The following is a 14342-nucleotide window of genomic DNA, read 5'->3' on the forward strand; positions in this document are numbered from 1 at the left end:
TTCACTCGAAACGCTGCCACTCCGGCTTGTTCGCGTACGTGTACCGGTAGTAGTCGGCCAGGCGAAGGCCGGCGGCCGCCTCCTCGTCGACGACGACGGTCGCGTGCTCGTGCAGCTGCAGGGCCGAGCCGGGCACGAAGGACGACAGCGGGCCCTCGACCGCAGCCGCGACGGCGTCGGCCTTCGCGGAGCCCTGCGCGACGAGGACGAGCTCACGCGCCTCGAGTATCGTGCCGAGCCCCTGGGTCATGCAGTGCGTCGGGACGTCGTCGAGGGAGTCGAAGAAGCGCGCGTTCGCCTCACGCGTCGACGGCGCGAGCGTCTTGATGCGGGTGCGCGACGCGAACGACGAGGTCGGCTCGTTGAACCCGATGTGCCCGTTCGCGCCGATCCCGAGGACCTGCACGTCCACACCCCCGGCCGCGCGGATGGCGGCGTCGTACTCCTTCGCCGCGAACGCCAGGTCGCCGGCGCGGCCGTCCGGCACGCGGACGCGCGACGGGTCGAAGCCGAGCGGCTCCACGACGTCGCGCTGGATCACGGACGCGTAGGACTCGGGGTGCTCGAGCGGGATCCCGACGTACTCGTCGAGGGCGAACCCGCGCGCGGCCGCGAACGAGACCTCGCCGGCCTCGACCCGACGGCGCAGGTCTGCGTAGATGCCCTGCGGGCTGGAGCCGGTGGCGAGTCCCACGACGGCGGACGGCTTCTCGGCGACGACCGAGGCGATCTTGGCGGCGGCGACACGACCGACCTCGGCCGGCGTCGGCAGGATGATGATCTCCACGCGGCCACCCTACTGGTCATGACCAGTCGGCGACAGGGGTGATCGGTAGCGTGGACCCATGCCGACCCCTGACTTCGTCCTGTCCCTGCGCGAGAAGATCGGCACCGACCTGCTCTGGTTGACCGGGGTCACCGCCGTGGTCACCCGTGGCGAGGGCGCCGCGCGCGAGCTGCTCGTCGTCCGACGCGCGGACACCGGCGCGTGGACGCCGGTGACGGGGATCGTCGACCCGGGCGAGGAACCGGCGGTGGCCGCCGAGCGCGAGGTCCTCGAGGAGGCCGACGTCGTCGCGGTCGCCGAGCGCCTGGCGTGGGTGCAGACCCTGCCCGAGATGACGTACCCGAACGGCGACCGCGCGCAGTACCTCGACCTCGTCTTCGCCTGCCGGTACGTCTCCGGGGACCCGTTCCCGGCGGACGGCGAGAACACCGAGGCGACCTGGGCCCGGCTCGACGCCCTGCCCGCGATGTCCGCGGACATGCGCGCACGTGTCGAGGCGGGCCTGGCCGACGAGCGCGAGGCGCGCTTCGAGCGCTGACCGCAGCGGACGGGAGGCGCGTGGCGGCCCCGCCACGCGCCTCCAGGCCGGCGGGGTGCACGGGCAGGGCCCGGGCCGAGTCGCCGGTCAGGCGAGCGGCGCGACCGCCACCGGCGCGCCGAGCAGCCGCAGGGCCACGGCGTCGCCCGTGGTGCGGCGGTCGCCGACCTCGTGCTGCACCGTCACGACCGTGTCGTCGTCGAGTCGGACCGTCGTGCGGCGGATCGAGCCGAGGAAGCTCGACGCGACGACCGTGCCGGTGACGCCCTCGGCGGCGAACGCGACGTCCTCGGGCCGGACGAACGCGGTCACCGGGCCGTCGGCGGTCCCGGCGTCGAGGGCCGGTACCCGGAACCCGTACACGAAGACGTCGCCGTCGCGCAGGTCCCCGCGCAGCCGGTTCGACTGGCCGACGAAGTCCGCGGTGAACGCCGACACCGGGTGGCGGTAGAGCTCCTCCGGCGTACCGACCTGCTCGATGTCGCCCGCGTTCATGACGGCGATGCGGTCGGAGACGGCGAGCGCCTCCTCCTGGTCGTGGGTGACGAACACGGTGGTGATGCCGAGGTCGGTCTGGATGCGCCGGATCTCGTCGCGCAGGGAGACGCGCACCTTGGCGTCGAGCGCGGAGAGCGGCTCGTCGAGCAGGAGCACGCGGGGCCGGGTGACGAGGGCGCGGGCGAGGGCGACGCGCTGCTGCTGACCGCCGGAGAGCTGGTGCGGCCACCGGTCGGCGAAGTCGACGAGGTGCACCATGTCGAGGGCCTCGACGACCCGCTCGCGTCGTGCGGCCGCAGGCACCCGACGCATCTCCAGGCCGAAGGAGACGTTCTGCCGCACGGTCATGTGCGGGAACAGCGAGTACTGCTGGAACACCATCCCGATGTCCCGCTGGTCGACCGGGACCGAGGCGACGTCCGCGCCATCGATGCGGATGGCGCCGCCGTCGATCGTCTCGAGCCCGGCGAGGGCCCGGAGCGCAGTGGTCTTGCCGCAGCCGGACGGGCCGAGCAGCGACACGAACTCGCCGGGTTCGATGCGGAGGGACAGCCCGGCGAGTGCCCGGTGCGTGCCGTAGTGCTTCTCGACCGCCTCGAGTTCGACGGTCGCGCCCTCGGTCGAGAGCGAGGCCGGGGCGGCGGGGGCGGTCGTGGTCATGCGGACTCCTTCGGGGTGCGCCGGCGGCCGGTCCCGACCCGGCCGATCAGCACGAGCAGGACGAACCCGAACAGCAGCGCGGCGAGCGAGAAGACCGCTGCGACGTACGGGTCGGTCGACTGCACGAGCAGCAGTGCGGTCTGGAACGTGGTGCGGGAGAGGAACGAGGCGAGGGTGTACTCGCCGAGGACGACCGTCACGGTGAGGAAGCACGCGGCGGTGATGCCGCGGCGGAGGTTCGGCAGCAAGACCCGCCACGTCACCGTCCACCACGAGGCGCCGAGGGACCGCGCCGCCTCGGACAGCACCGTGACGTCCACCGCGGTCAGCGCCGCCGCGATCGGACGGAACGCGAACGGCAGCGACACGACGCCGATCGCGAACGCCAGGGTCCAGGCGCCGGAGCCGAAGACCTGGGCCACGACCCGGTAGACGGGGATGAACCCGACGACGAGCACCACGACGGGCACGGTGATCGGGACCAGGCACACGAACTCGAGCACCCGACGCAGGCGGGGGTAGCGCAGTGCTGTGACGATCTGCGCCGGCAGGAGGACGAGCAGCACGATCCCGACGGTGATCACGGCGATGAGCAGCGACGCGGCGAGGCCGTCGAAGACCGGCTGGTACGTGACGGCGTTCGCCGGGTCGACGATCGCGGCGTAGTGGTCGAGGGTCAGGGCACCGTCGGTGCCCTGACGGAACGTGAACTGTGCCAGGGCGACCAGCGGGACCGCGAACACGAGTCCGACCAGGGTGAGCACGACCGCTGCGGTGCCCCGCGACGGGGCGACGCCGAAGCGGCGGGGGCGAGCCGAGCCTCCCGGCCGGGTCGCCGGACGCACGACGGCGCTCACCGCTGCCACCGGGCGGCCCGGCGCTGGAGCAGCGAGTACAGGGCCATGACGACCGCCATGACGACGACCATGCCGAGCGCGAGCACCCCGGCGACGTTCTGCAGGCCGATGATCGTCTCGCTGGTCAGCTGCGCGCGGATCGTCAGCGGGACGATGCCGCCCTGGGAGATGAGCGCGGCGGCGGTGGCGAACGACGAGAACGCGTTCGCGAACAGCAGCAGCAGCGAGCCCCAGAAGGCCGGAGCGAGGACCGGGACGGCGATGCGCCGCCAGTACGTCGCGCGCGAGGCCCCGAGGGTGGCCGCGGCCTCGCCCCACTGCGCCTGCACGCCCTCGAGGGCGGGCATGAACGTCAGGACCATCAGCGGGACCTGGAAGTACACGTAGGGGATGACGAGCCCCGGGACCGTGTAGAGGAAGGTGCCGTCGGCGTTGAGGTCGATCCCGAACGTGGACACGAGCCACGTCGTGACCAGGCCCTGCGCCCCGATCGTCGCGATGAAGGCGAAGGCGAGCATGACACCGCCGAACTGCGCGAGGACGCTCGCGGCGGCGTCGATCACCGAGCGGACGAGTCCGTCCGGGCGGAGCGCTGCGAGCGCCCAGCAGACGAGCGCACCGACGACCGCGCCGATCACGGCGGAGACGGCCGACAGCCCGAACGAGCCACCGAAGGCGCGCAGGACGGACGGGTCGGCGAAGGCCGCGAGGTTCGCGACGGTGAACGCACCGTCGCCGGTGAGGAAGCCGCTGCCGACCGCGATCACGGCCGGGACGGCCAGGAACAGCAGCACGTAGGCGGCGAACGGGGTGAGGCCGAGCCAGGCGATGCCGGCGCGGCGGCCCCGGCCGTTCCGCGGGTGCGCGGCGACGGGAGTGGGCTGCGGACCGGGGTCGGGCTGCGGACCGGGGGCGGGGGTGCCGCCGGCATCGGCCACCGAGCCGGCGGCGCTGGTGGCCGCAGCACTGGTCGCTGCGGGGGCGGGTGCCTGCCCCGGCACGGTCGCGCTGCCGCCGCTCGGGGCCGATGCGCGGGCCACGGGATCAGGACCCCATGGTGGCGGACCACTTCGCCGCCAGGACCTTCGCGGCCTCGGTGACCTGCGCGTCCGTCAGCTCGACGTAGTCCTTCGGCATGCCGCCGGCGGCCTCGAGCGCGTCCTTGTCGACCTTGCCCGACTGCTCCATCGCCGCGAGGGTCGACGGGAAGGCGCCGGCCTGCAGGTACAGGTTCTGCGCGTCCGGGCTGGCGATGTACTCCTGCCAGAGGCGCGCCGCCGCCGGGTGCGGGGCGTCCTTGTTGATCGCCTGCGAGTAGTACGAGCCGAGGGCCTGGCCCTCGGGGACGACGGTCTTCCAGTTCTCGTTGCCGGAGGCACCGGCGGCCGGGCCCCACGCGAGGTTGTTGTACGACCACTGCACGACGACCGGGGTCTCGCCCGAGGCGACCGTGGCCTGCGACGGCAGCACGTTCTGGAAGTTGCCGGCCTGCTTCAGCTTGCCGAAGAAGTCGACGCCCTTCGTGATGTCGTCCGCCGAGCCGCCGTTCTCCAGCGCCGCGAGGTACACCGCGCTCGCCGCCTGGTTCGCCTGCGTCGGGTCGCCGGCGATCGAGACCTTGCCCTTGTACTCGCTGCCGAGCAGGTCGTTCAGGTCCTTCGGGGCGTCCTGGATCTTCGACGAGTCGTACCCGATCGACATCAGGCCCGTGTAGTCACGCGTCCACTTGCCGGCGGCGTCCTTCAGCGTGTCCGGGATGTCCGACCAGTTCGCGACCTTGTAGTCGGTGAGCAGGCCGAGGTTCTGCTGCATGACCGCGTTGCCGAGGTCGAGCACGTCGGGGGCGGTGGACTGCCCCTGCTGCGACTTCACGGCGGCGACCTCGTCGGCGCTCGAGCCGTTCGGGTTCGCGGAGTTGACCTTGATGTCGTACTGCTTCTCGAAGCCGGCGATGATCTTGCCGTAGTTCGCCCACGTCGGCGGGAGCGCGATGACGTTGAGCTGGCCCTCGGCCTTCGCGGCCTTCACGAGGGCGTCCATGCCGCCGGCGGACTCGGCGCTGGTGGCCGTCTTCCAGTCGGTGTCGCCGGAACCGGTGCTCGTGCTCGCCGAGCTCGTGGCCGAGCAACCGGCCAGGGTGACGACTGCTGCTGCGGCCAGGGCGATGCCGGCCAGGGTGCGGGTGTGCTGCACGGGGTGTGCCTTCCGGGTGCTGTGGGGGTTCGGGTGTCCGGGGGGTCCGGGTTCGGCACGATCGTGGACGCGGCCGGTTTCGGGGTCGTGCTGCGGCGGTGAACGGTGGCGGAACAGCGGGTGCGGCTGTACGGTTTCGCTGCCGGGGACGGTCCCCGGTGATGGTCGGTCGCGTCTGCGGCGCACGCTGCGGTCGCGACCGCGGACAGCCGGGAGGCACGGGTGCAGTTCACGACGACGGTCCTGCAGGCGAGGAAGACGGCCACCGGTCTGCCCGTTCCCGAGGAGGTCGTCGACGCCCTCGGCTCCGGGAAGCGCCCCGCCGTGGTCGTCACGATCGACAGCGGCTACACCTACCGGTCGACGGTCGGGGTGATGGGCGGACAGTTCCTGGTGCCGCTGTCCGAGGCCCACCGCACCGCAGCGGGCATCGCCGCCGGGGACACCGTCGAGGTCACGCTCGAGGTCGACACCCTGCCGCGGACGGTCGAGCTGCCGTCGGACCTGGCGGCGGCGTTCGACGAGGCCGGGGTCCGGGCGGCCTACGAGACCCTGTCGGCCTCACGGCAGCGGGCGCTCGTGGACCCGGTGCTCGCGGCGAAGGCGCCGGAGACGCGCCAGCGCCGGGTCGACAAGGCCGTGGAGTCGTTGCGTGCGTAGACGGGGTGGGTCCACCCCGCCTCAGCCGCCGAGCTCGACCAGGACGCGCGGGATCTCGGCGAGGAGCTCACTGGCCAGGTAGCCGAGCGGCCCGACCTGCACGGCCAGGCGGTCCCCCGCGGCGGCGTGCACGTAGGAGGCCCACGCCACGGCCTGAGCCGGCTCCGCACCGCGCGCGAGCAGCCCGACCACCACGCCGGACAGCACGTCGCCGCTGCCGCTCGTCCCCAGGCCGCCCGAACCGGTGCCCTTCACCCAGGCACGACCGTCCGGCGCGGCGATGACGTCGGACAGCGCCACGACGGCGCCGTACCGCTCGGCGATCTCGCGGGCGTCGGCGACGTCGTCGTCCCCGCAGTCCCGCCCGAGGAGGCGCTCCGCCTCGCCGCTGTTCGGCGTCATCACGAGCCGACCGTGCAGGGGCGCGAGGCGGTCCTCGACGTCCGCGGCCACGCCGAGCGCGAACGCGTCGAGGACGACGAACGCCTCCGGACCGACCGCATCGGCGATGCCGGCGACGAGGTCACGGGCGCCGTCGGGCTCGTCGAGCCCGGGGCCGACGAGCACGGCGTCGGAGGACCCGGCGGTGTCGGCCACCGCGGCGAGCGCACCGACGGCGACGTGCCCGTCCGCGTCCTCGGCGAGCGGGAGCACCCCGGACTCCGGCACGGCGACGGCCACGTGGTGCGCGACGCTCGCGCCGACCGCGAGCGTGAGCCGACCGGCACCGACCCGGAGCGCGGCGAGCGCGGACAGCATGGCTGCGCCGGGCGTGTACGAAGCACCGCCGATGACGAGCACCTGCCCGCGTCCGTACTTGCCGGCGCCGGGCTCGGGCAGCGGCCACTCCCGCAGGACGTTCGGCGTGATGTGCTGCGGGGCCTCAGGATCACTCGACACGGACGTCGTCCTTCCGGCCGCTGTGCTCGGTCACTTCGTCGTCGTCGAGGTGTCCGACGGCGGAGAACTCCTCGAGCGTCCACGGCGCACCGGGGCCGTCGCGGTGGAGCCGGGTGAGCGAGGCGTTCGCGACGGTGTGGTCCTCGGCGAAGGCCATGAGCGCGTGCTCGTCGAGGTCGAGGCACACGGCCATCGCGAGCATCACGACCGCGTCGTGTGCGGCGACGAGGAGCCGCTCGGTCCCCTCGAGCCGGTCGACGTCGGTCATCACCGAGCGGAGCCGGAGCATGACGTCCGCCCACGACTCCCCGCCCGCGGGCCGGTGGTAGTACTTGCCGAGCCACTGTCGGCGGCGCTCCTCGTCCGGGTAGCGGTTTCGCACGCCCTGTCGGGTGAGCAGGTCGAGGACACCGAGCTCCCGGTCGCGCAGCCGTTCGTCGGTTCGCCTCGGCGGCTCGGTCAGGCCGTCGGCCTCGAGCGCGATGCCGATCGTCTGCTGCGCACGACGGTAGGGCGACACCCACAGCGCGACCGGGACGTCGTCGACGCCGCGGTCGGCGAGCTCCTGCCCGAGCGCCCGCGACTGCTCCTCACCGAGGGGGCTGAGCGGGACGTCGGCATCGCGGTGGTCGACCTCGATGACGTCCGCGCCCGCGGCGTCCGCACGGGCGGCGGCGACGTTGGCGGTGGACTCCCCGTGGCGGACGAGCCAGATCTCGGTGACTGCCATGGGCGCGACGCTAACCCGAGGCCCCTGGGCCCGCTCCCGGTCAGGCAGCCGGTCGGGCGCTCCTGATCGGTCGCACCGGACACGGCAGGCCGGCGGCCCGGAAGCGGCGGACCAGGGCGTCCGGGTCGAACAGGTCCCGCCACTCGAGTCGCACGACCGCCCGGACCCCGGGGACCGTCAGCAGCCCCTCGTGCCGACGCTTCTCGTCGAGGAACACCTCGGTCGGGCTCCTGCCCGCGAGGTACCGCTCCTGCGTGTACTTCGCACGGCCGTCGATCTCGACGACGACGCCCTGGTCGGGGAACCAGAAGTCGACGGCGTACCGACGGCCGTCGACCACGAACCCCTGCTGCAGCGCCGGCTCCGGCAGACCGAGCTCCAGGAAGACGACGCGGGCGAACGACTCCGCTGCGGATCCGGACCGGCCGTCGGCGAGGTCGATGACCTGGTCGGCGCGTCGGCGCCCGCGAGACCGGTGGTGGACCGCTGCCCGGAGGCACCCGGTGCCGATGCCGCTGCGGAGGGCCGCATCGGCGACGACCACCGCGGTCCGGAGGTCGTCGGACATCGCGATGTCGACCACCGTCCGCGGCACGGACGTCACCGCGACCCCGTCCGCCTCGACCCGTTCGGCCGGCGGCACCGGACGCGTGTGCAGGACCAGGGTCGGTGTCCGGCCGCGGTACATCGACTCCGGCACGGTGGCGTGCACCGGGGCGTTCCACCCGGACAACGCCGGGAGCCCGTGGACCGCGGCGGCCGACACGTGCGAGGCGACGGCGGGGGTCCCGAGCCGTCCGAGCCGTGCGTACACGCGTGTGACGTACCGCTGCCGAGGGCCCGCGCCGTCCCACCGGACGCCTTCGACGAAGGCGTTCGGGCCGACGCGGACGAGCCGATCGGAGCCGCTGGACCGGACGCGGCGACGCAACGTGGTCGGATCGCAGCCGACCTCGCGGGCCGGACCCGCACGGAGGATGGGGAGTGGTCGTTCCATGCCGGGAGCGTGCCCGGTCTCCACCGCGGGACCGGGGCCGGCGGGGCGGACTGTGGACGGGCCTCCCGTCCGCTCGCCCTGTGCAGGACGCCCGTTCCTTCCCCTGACGGCCGCGATGGGAAGTGAGAACGGGCGTACCTGGTCGTCCTGTTCGACCAGGTACGCCCGTTCCCCTCAGGTACGCCCGGATCGACCGGGCACGACACCGCGAGCGATCAGGAGCGATCAGGAACGACCGGGCACGACACCACGGGCGATCCACGAGCGGCGCAGACCGCCGCCCGCCACGCAACGCGGCGCCGAGGGAACGCACCCGTGCTCCCCCGGCGCCGCAGCCCCTCCGGGCCGGCGGCACCGGACCCGCTGCCACGGGCCCGGCGCCGCCGCCTCAGCCCCGCCGCACCCGCAGCGTGACGATCTCGAACGGACGCAGCGTGAGCACGACCGGCTCCCCGGCAGCCCACGTCCCGTCGCCGACCGGCCGCTCGAGCAGGTCCACCGCGTCGACCGCGGCGACGTCGAACCCGAACGACACCCCGACGTCCGTCGCCCGACCGCCCGACGCCTCGTACAGCCGCACGACGACGTCGCCCGAGCGGTCCTCGGCGAGCTTGACGGCCTCGACGAGCACCTGCGGCGAGGACACGACGACCAGCGGCGACACCTCGGCCGAACCCGGCACCGAGCGCACCGGCAGGTTGAGCCGGTACCCGGAGTCCGCGGCGTCGAGCACCGAGGCGCCGACGCGCAGCACCGTCCGGAACACGTGGTGCCCCTGGTCGGCGTGCGGGTCCGGGAACGTCGGCGCGCGCAGCAGTGACTCACGCACGAGCGTCGTCGTCCCGCCGTCCGCACGCGTCGAGCGCGTGATGTCGTGCCCGTACGTGGAGTCGTTCGCGACCGCGACGCCGAACCCCGGCTCCGCGACGTGCACCCAGCGGTGCGCTGCGGTCTCGAAGCGGGCCATGTCCCACGAGGTGTTCTGGTGCGTCGGCCGGTCGATGTGCCCGAACTGGATCTCGCTCGACGCCACCGACGCCCGCACGTCGAGCGGGAAGGCGAGCTTGAGGAGCTTCTGCCGCTCGTGCCACTCGACCTCGGTCTCGATGTGCAGCTCGGGCTGCCCCGCGGTCGCCGAGTACCGGGTGGTCACCGACGACGAGCCGAAGGGGCGCGTCACGACGAGCGCATCGCCGAGCACCTCGACGGAGGCCGCCGCCAGGACGGTCCCGTTCCGCTGGTAGGCGCGGTCGATGTCCCACGCCTCCCACTGGTTCGGGGTGTCCCGGAAGACCGTGTACTGCGCGGCGACGGCGTCCGGTGCGACGGCGTCGCGTCCGGAGGCGTGGTCGACGAGCGACACGACGTGCCCGCTCGCGTCGATGGTCGCCGTGACGACGCCGGTGTCGAAGACGAAGCGGTCGCCGTTCCGGACGGGAGGCACGGCCTCCTCCGCCAGCGCGGCGGAACCACCCAGGGCGGTCACCCCGCCCGCCGTGACGGGCGAGGCGTTGAAGCGCACCACGGTCCCGACCTCGGCGCTGCCCCCGGACCCGACCGCACCCGCGCCCTGCGGCGCATCGAGCCCGCTGCCGGCTCCCCCGGCGAACGCGGTCGCCGACGCCCCGACCCCGGCGAGCGCCGGCGCCCCACCGCTCGCGAGTGCGGTCGTGGACGACCCGATCAGTCCCTCGAGGACCTCGGCGACCCGGGCGTACTCGGCCTCGGCGTTCTCGTAGACCCAGGCGATCGACGACCCCGGCAGGATGTCGTGGAACTGCTGCAGCAGCACGGTGTGCCAGACCGACTCGAGCTCGTCGTACGGGTACTCGGCGCCGAGCCGCACGGCCGCGGTCGCCGCCCAGAGCTCGGCCTCGCGGAGCAGGTGCTCGGATCGGCGGTTGCCCTGCTTCGTGCGGATCTGCGACGTGTAGGTGCCGCGGTGGAACTCGAGGTACATCTCCCCCGACCACACCGCGGGCTCGGGCAGGACGCGCTCGAGCTCCTCGAACACCTGCTCGGGGGTGCCGAGGTCGACCCGCGGCGAGCCGTCGAGGTCGTGCTGACGTCGGGCCGCCGCGACCATCTCGCGGGTGGGTCCACCGCCGCCGTCGCCGAACCCGTACAGCAGCATCGACGTGTTCGCGACGCCGCGCTCCTTGTTGCCGCGTTCGCCGCGGAGCAGGTCGGCGGCGGAGACGTCCGAGTTGTAGGTGTCGGCCGGCGGCAGGTGCGTCAGGACGCGGGAGCCGTCGATGCCCTCCCAGTGGAAGGACGTGTGCGGGATGACGTTCGTCTCGTTCCACGATGGCTTCTGCGTGACGAACCACTTCGAGCCGGCGGCCCGGACGATCTGCGGCAGCGCGCCGGTGTAGCCGAACGAGTCGGGCAGCCAGGCCTCGGGGGTGTCGACACCGAACTCCTCGAGGAACAGGCGCTTCCCGGCGACGAACTGGCGCGCGAGGGCCTCACCACCGGGCAGGTTGGTGTCCGACTCGACCCACATGCCGCCGACGGGGATCCAGCGCCCCTCGGCGACCCGCTGCTTGATGCGGGCCCAGATCGACGGGTAGCCGTCGCGGATCCAGGCGTACTGCTGCGCGGACGAGCACGCGAAGGTGAAGTCGGGGTCCTGGTCCATCAGGTCGAGCACGTTCGAGAACGTCCGGGCGCACTTGCGGATCGTCTCGCGGACCGGCCAGAGCCAGGCGGAGTCGATGTGCGCGTGTCCGACGGCGACGGCGCGGTGCGCGGCGGCGCTGGCGGGCACGGCGAGGGCCGGGGCGAGCACGGCGCGGGCGTCCGCGGCGGTGCCCGCGACGTCGTCGGGGTCGAGGGCATCGGCGGCGCGCTCGAGCACGCGGAGCAGGTCGGCCCCGCGGGTGCCGTCGGTCGGCAGCTCGGCCATCAGGCCGCGGAGCACCCAGACGTCCTGCTGGAGCTCCCACACCGTGTCGTCGCGCTCGACGAGCTCGAGCGCGCGCAGCCGGTAGATCGGCTCCGTGCCGGCCGTCGTCCGGGACCCGAGCGGTGTCGCGCCCTGGAAGTCGTCGCCACCGATGTCCGGGTTCGCGGCGGCCTCGACGTACAGCTCGAAGGAGCCGCCGGGGCCGACCTCGACGGGCACGGTGTCGTTGCGCGGCTCGATGCCCTTGATCGTCGAGCCGTCGGTGCGCCAGGCGAGGCCCTCGGCCTGGAAGCCGGGCTGCCGCTTCGAGAAGCCGAGGTCGACGCGGAGCTCGACGGTGGTGCCGGGGTCGGTGCCGAAGTCGTCGGGCACCGTGCCGCGGACCCGGAACCAGGTGGTGCCCCACGGCCGGCCGCCCCACGCGCTGCCGACCGTGAACGGCGTGTAGTCGGCGGTGACGGCCTCGGCGAACGGGACGGGCTCGTCCGGCACCTCCCAGGCGTCGATGGTGACCGGGGCCGAGCGGCGGTGCACGGCGGGGTCGATGCGGTCGCGGACGAGGCGGGCGATCCGGGCCTCGACGAGCGGTTCGTCGTGGTGCATGGAGTGGTTCCTTTCCAGCAGGGGTCGGCGGGCAGGGCGGTACCGCGGCACCGTCTCCCGTCGAGCGGTGGGGTCAGCCCTTGATGCCGCCGGCGAGGGCGTTGCCGCCCCCGAGGCCGCGGGACACGAGCACGTAGAGGGCGATCACGGGCACGGAGTAGACGATCGAGAAGGCGGCGAGCTGCCCGTAGGCGACCGCGCCGTTCTGCCCGAAGAAGTTGAAGATGCTCACCGCGGCGGGCACCTTGTCGGGCGAGAGCAGCAGGACGAACGGGACGAAGAAGTTCCCCCAGGCCTGGATGAACACGAAGATGAACACGACCGCGATGCCGGGGCGCATGAGCGGCACGACGATCCGCGTCAGCGTGGTGAACATCGAGGCGCCGTCGGTCCACGCCGCCTCCTCGAGGGAGATCGGCACCGAGTCCATGAAGTTCTTCGCCATCCAGATCGCCATCGGCAGGCTCGTCGCGGCGAGGAAGAAGATGCAGCCCCACACGTTGTCGATCAGGTTGAGCGACACGAACAGCGCGTAGACGGGCACCATCATCGCCGTGATCGGCAGCCCGGTGCCGAACAGGATGCTGTACAGGAACGGCTTGTTGACGCGCATCTTGTAGCGGGACAGCGGGTACGCGGCGAGCAGCGCGAACACCACGGTGACGACCGCGGTGCCGCCGGAGAGCAGCAGGCTGTTCGCGAGCGGGATGAACGACAGCTCCGGGGTGAGCACCTGCGTGAAGTTGTCGAGCGTGAACTGCGTCGGCAGCTTCACCGACAGCGACGCCTGGGTGTCCACCGACGCCAGCACGAGCCAGAGCAGGGGCACCGCGAAGCAGAGGGCGATGACCAGCAGGACGACGTTCGACACCCAGCGCATGGTCCGTCCGCGCGGGGAGGTCATGTGCAGTGCGCCGGGCGCGGTCACCGAGCGGGTGACGTTCGCGATGGGACGGTCGGCGGTGAGGGCCATGGTCAGTCCACCTCGGGCTTGAGCGCGCGGATGTAGATGATCGAGAACACCGCGCCGACGATCAGCAGGATCGTCGCGATCGCGGTCCCGAAGCCGAGCTGCGAGAACTTGAACGCCTCCTGGTACGCCAGGATCGGCAGGGTCGACGAGTTCGTGCCGGGGCCGCCGCCCGTCATCACGAAGATGAGGGTGAAGACCGACAGCGTCTGCAGCGTCGTGAGCATGAGGTTCGTCGAGATCGAGCGGCGGATGACCGGCAGCGTGATGTAGACGAGCCGCTGCCACCCGGTGGCGCCGTCGACCTCGGCGGACTCGGTGATCTCCTCGGGGACCTCGGACACGGCGGCCGAGTAGACGAGCATCGAGAAGGCGGTCCCGCGCCAGATGTTCGCCAGGATCACGGCGAGCATCGGGTACGTGTAGAGCCAGTTCGCCCCGGTGATCCCGATGGACGCCAGGAAGGTGTTGAGCGTGCCGGTGTCGTTGAAGAACGCGTAGGCGGCGAACGAGGCGACGATCTCCGGCAGCACCCAGGCGGCGACGACGAAGGTGCCGACGATCGCGCGGACGACCCGGTTCGCGCTGCGCATGAGGAGCGCGAGCCCGAGGCCGAGCACGTTCTGTCCCACCACCGCCGAGGCGAGGAGGAACACGATCGTCAGGACGACGGACTTCGGGAAGTCCTTGTCCTGGAAGAGCTCGACGTAGTTGCGGAAGCCGACGAACTGCTGGTCAGCGGCGCCGACGCCGGTCAGGGCCGAGTCGGTGAACGACCCGTAGAACGACGAGATGACGGGGCCGAGCAGGAAGACGACGAGGAGGACCACCGCGGGCAGGAGCGGGACGACCCGCGTCGCGTTCCGGAGCGGTCGCCGCTTGCGCGGCACGGGTGGCTCGGTGCGCTTCGGCGCACCGGGCGCCGACAGTGTCGGCGCGAGGGGTGTTGTGGACACGCTGGATGCCTTCCGGGTGCGGAGGGGTTCCGAAGGTGGGGAGGGACGGACGGGAGGCGCGGTGCACGACGTGAGTCGCGCCTCC

At 72.8% G+C, this 14342-nt stretch carries 13 protein-coding genes; 2 read left to right on the forward strand and 11 right to left on the reverse strand.

Translation table 11 applies throughout. The features are described 5' to 3' along the window. Position 1 precedes the first annotated feature (1 nt). Positions 2-787, reverse strand: coding sequence for a glucosamine-6-phosphate deaminase (gene nagB, locus QUG92_RS04890; protein ID WP_069713265.1), 786 nt, complete (start codon positions 785-787; stop codon positions 2-4). A 58-nt stretch (positions 788-845) separates the two neighbouring features. On the opposite strand from nagB, the gene QUG92_RS04895 reads away from it, so the two are divergent. Then, on the forward strand, positions 846-1325 hold the full coding sequence (locus tag QUG92_RS04895) for an NUDIX hydrolase (RefSeq protein ID WP_182046121.1): 480 nt from the start codon (positions 846-848) through the stop codon (positions 1323-1325). Between the two features lie 87 nt (positions 1326-1412). Here the strand turns inward: QUG92_RS04895 and QUG92_RS04900 are convergent, their stop codons facing one another. From QUG92_RS04900 to QUG92_RS04915, 4 genes are all read right to left on the reverse strand, one after another. Continuing rightward, positions 1413-2483, reverse strand: a complete 1071-nt coding sequence (locus QUG92_RS04900; RefSeq protein WP_289457920.1) for an ABC transporter ATP-binding protein — start codon at positions 2481-2483, stop codon at positions 1413-1415. Further along, a complete protein-coding gene (locus tag QUG92_RS04905) occupies positions 2480-3340 on the reverse strand; it encodes an ABC transporter permease (protein ID WP_289457921.1) in 861 nt (286 codons plus the stop codon). Before QUG92_RS04905 ends, QUG92_RS04900 begins: the two co-directional genes overlap by 4 nt. Beyond that, the gene (locus QUG92_RS04910; protein WP_289458379.1) at positions 3337-4170 is read right to left on the reverse strand and encodes an ABC transporter permease; all 834 of its coding nucleotides are present in this window, start codon (positions 4168-4170) and stop codon (positions 3337-3339) included. Before QUG92_RS04910 ends, QUG92_RS04905 begins: the two co-directional genes overlap by 4 nt. Before the next feature lie 214 nt (positions 4171-4384). Next, complete coding sequence (locus tag QUG92_RS04915; protein ID WP_289457922.1) at positions 4385-5533, reverse strand: ABC transporter substrate-binding protein; 1149 nt, start codon at positions 5531-5533, stop codon at positions 4385-4387. A gap of 222 nt (positions 5534-5755) precedes the next feature. Between QUG92_RS04915 and QUG92_RS04920 the strand changes: the two genes are divergently transcribed. Continuing rightward, entirely contained in the window at positions 5756-6193 is a 438-nt protein-coding gene (locus QUG92_RS04920; RefSeq protein ID WP_289457923.1) for a YdeI/OmpD-associated family protein, read from the forward strand. 21 nt (positions 6194-6214) lie between these two features. On the opposite strand, the gene QUG92_RS04925 is transcribed toward QUG92_RS04920, so the two are convergent. The 6 genes from QUG92_RS04925 to QUG92_RS04950 all read right to left on the reverse strand — a co-directional run bounded on the left by QUG92_RS04925 (position 6215) and on the right by QUG92_RS04950 (position 14257). Beyond that, positions 6215-7093 (reverse strand): NAD(P)H-hydrate dehydratase, encoded by an 879-nt coding sequence (locus QUG92_RS04925; protein ID WP_289457924.1) that lies wholly within the window; start codon positions 7091-7093, stop codon positions 6215-6217. Beyond that, positions 7083-7823 (reverse strand): histidine phosphatase family protein, encoded by a 741-nt coding sequence (locus QUG92_RS04930; RefSeq protein ID WP_289457925.1) that lies wholly within the window; start codon positions 7821-7823, stop codon positions 7083-7085. The genes QUG92_RS04925 and QUG92_RS04930 overlap by 11 nt, the downstream gene beginning before the upstream one ends. Positions 7824-7863: 40 nt before the next feature. Beyond that, a complete protein-coding gene (locus tag QUG92_RS04935; RefSeq protein WP_289457926.1) occupies positions 7864-8820 on the reverse strand; it encodes a hypothetical protein in 957 nt (318 codons plus the stop codon). Between the two features lie 388 nt (positions 8821-9208). After that, entirely contained in the window at positions 9209-12331 is a 3123-nt protein-coding gene (locus QUG92_RS04940) for an alpha-mannosidase (RefSeq protein WP_289457927.1), read from the reverse strand. Between the two features lie 73 nt (positions 12332-12404). Then, a complete protein-coding gene (locus QUG92_RS04945; protein WP_182045455.1) occupies positions 12405-13235 on the reverse strand; it encodes a carbohydrate ABC transporter permease in 831 nt (276 codons plus the stop codon). Between the two features lie 71 nt (positions 13236-13306). Next, positions 13307-14257, reverse strand: a complete 951-nt coding sequence (locus tag QUG92_RS04950) for a carbohydrate ABC transporter permease (RefSeq protein WP_182045440.1) — start codon at positions 14255-14257, stop codon at positions 13307-13309. Positions 14258-14342 lie beyond the last annotated feature (85 nt).

This window comes from Curtobacterium citri (assembly GCF_030362955.1).
GTDB classification, from domain to species: Bacteria; Actinomycetota; Actinomycetes; order Actinomycetales; family Microbacteriaceae; genus Curtobacterium; species Curtobacterium citri.

What these genes read in the sequence shown, in the direction of transcription:
- QUG92_RS04935 (WP_289457926.1), bottom strand. Translation starts at nt 8,820, where the DNA reads ATGGAACGACCACTCCCCATCCTCCGTGCGGGTCCGGCCCGCGAGGTC.
- QUG92_RS04900 (WP_289457920.1), bottom strand. Translation starts at nt 2,483, where the DNA reads ATGACCACGACCGCCCCCGCCGCCCCGGCCTCGCTCTCGACCGAGGGC.
- QUG92_RS04895 (WP_182046121.1), top strand. Translation starts at nt 846, where the DNA reads ATGCCGACCCCTGACTTCGTCCTGTCCCTGCGCGAGAAGATCGGCACC.
- QUG92_RS04930 (WP_289457925.1), bottom strand. Translation starts at nt 7,823, where the DNA reads ATGGCAGTCACCGAGATCTGGCTCGTCCGCCACGGGGAGTCCACCGCC.
- QUG92_RS04945 (WP_182045455.1), bottom strand. Translation starts at nt 13,235, where the DNA reads ATGACCTCCCCGCGCGGACGGACCATGCGCTGGGTGTCGAACGTCGTC.
- QUG92_RS04940 (WP_289457927.1), bottom strand. Translation starts at nt 12,331, where the DNA reads ATGCACCACGACGAACCGCTCGTCGAGGCCCGGATCGCCCGCCTCGTC.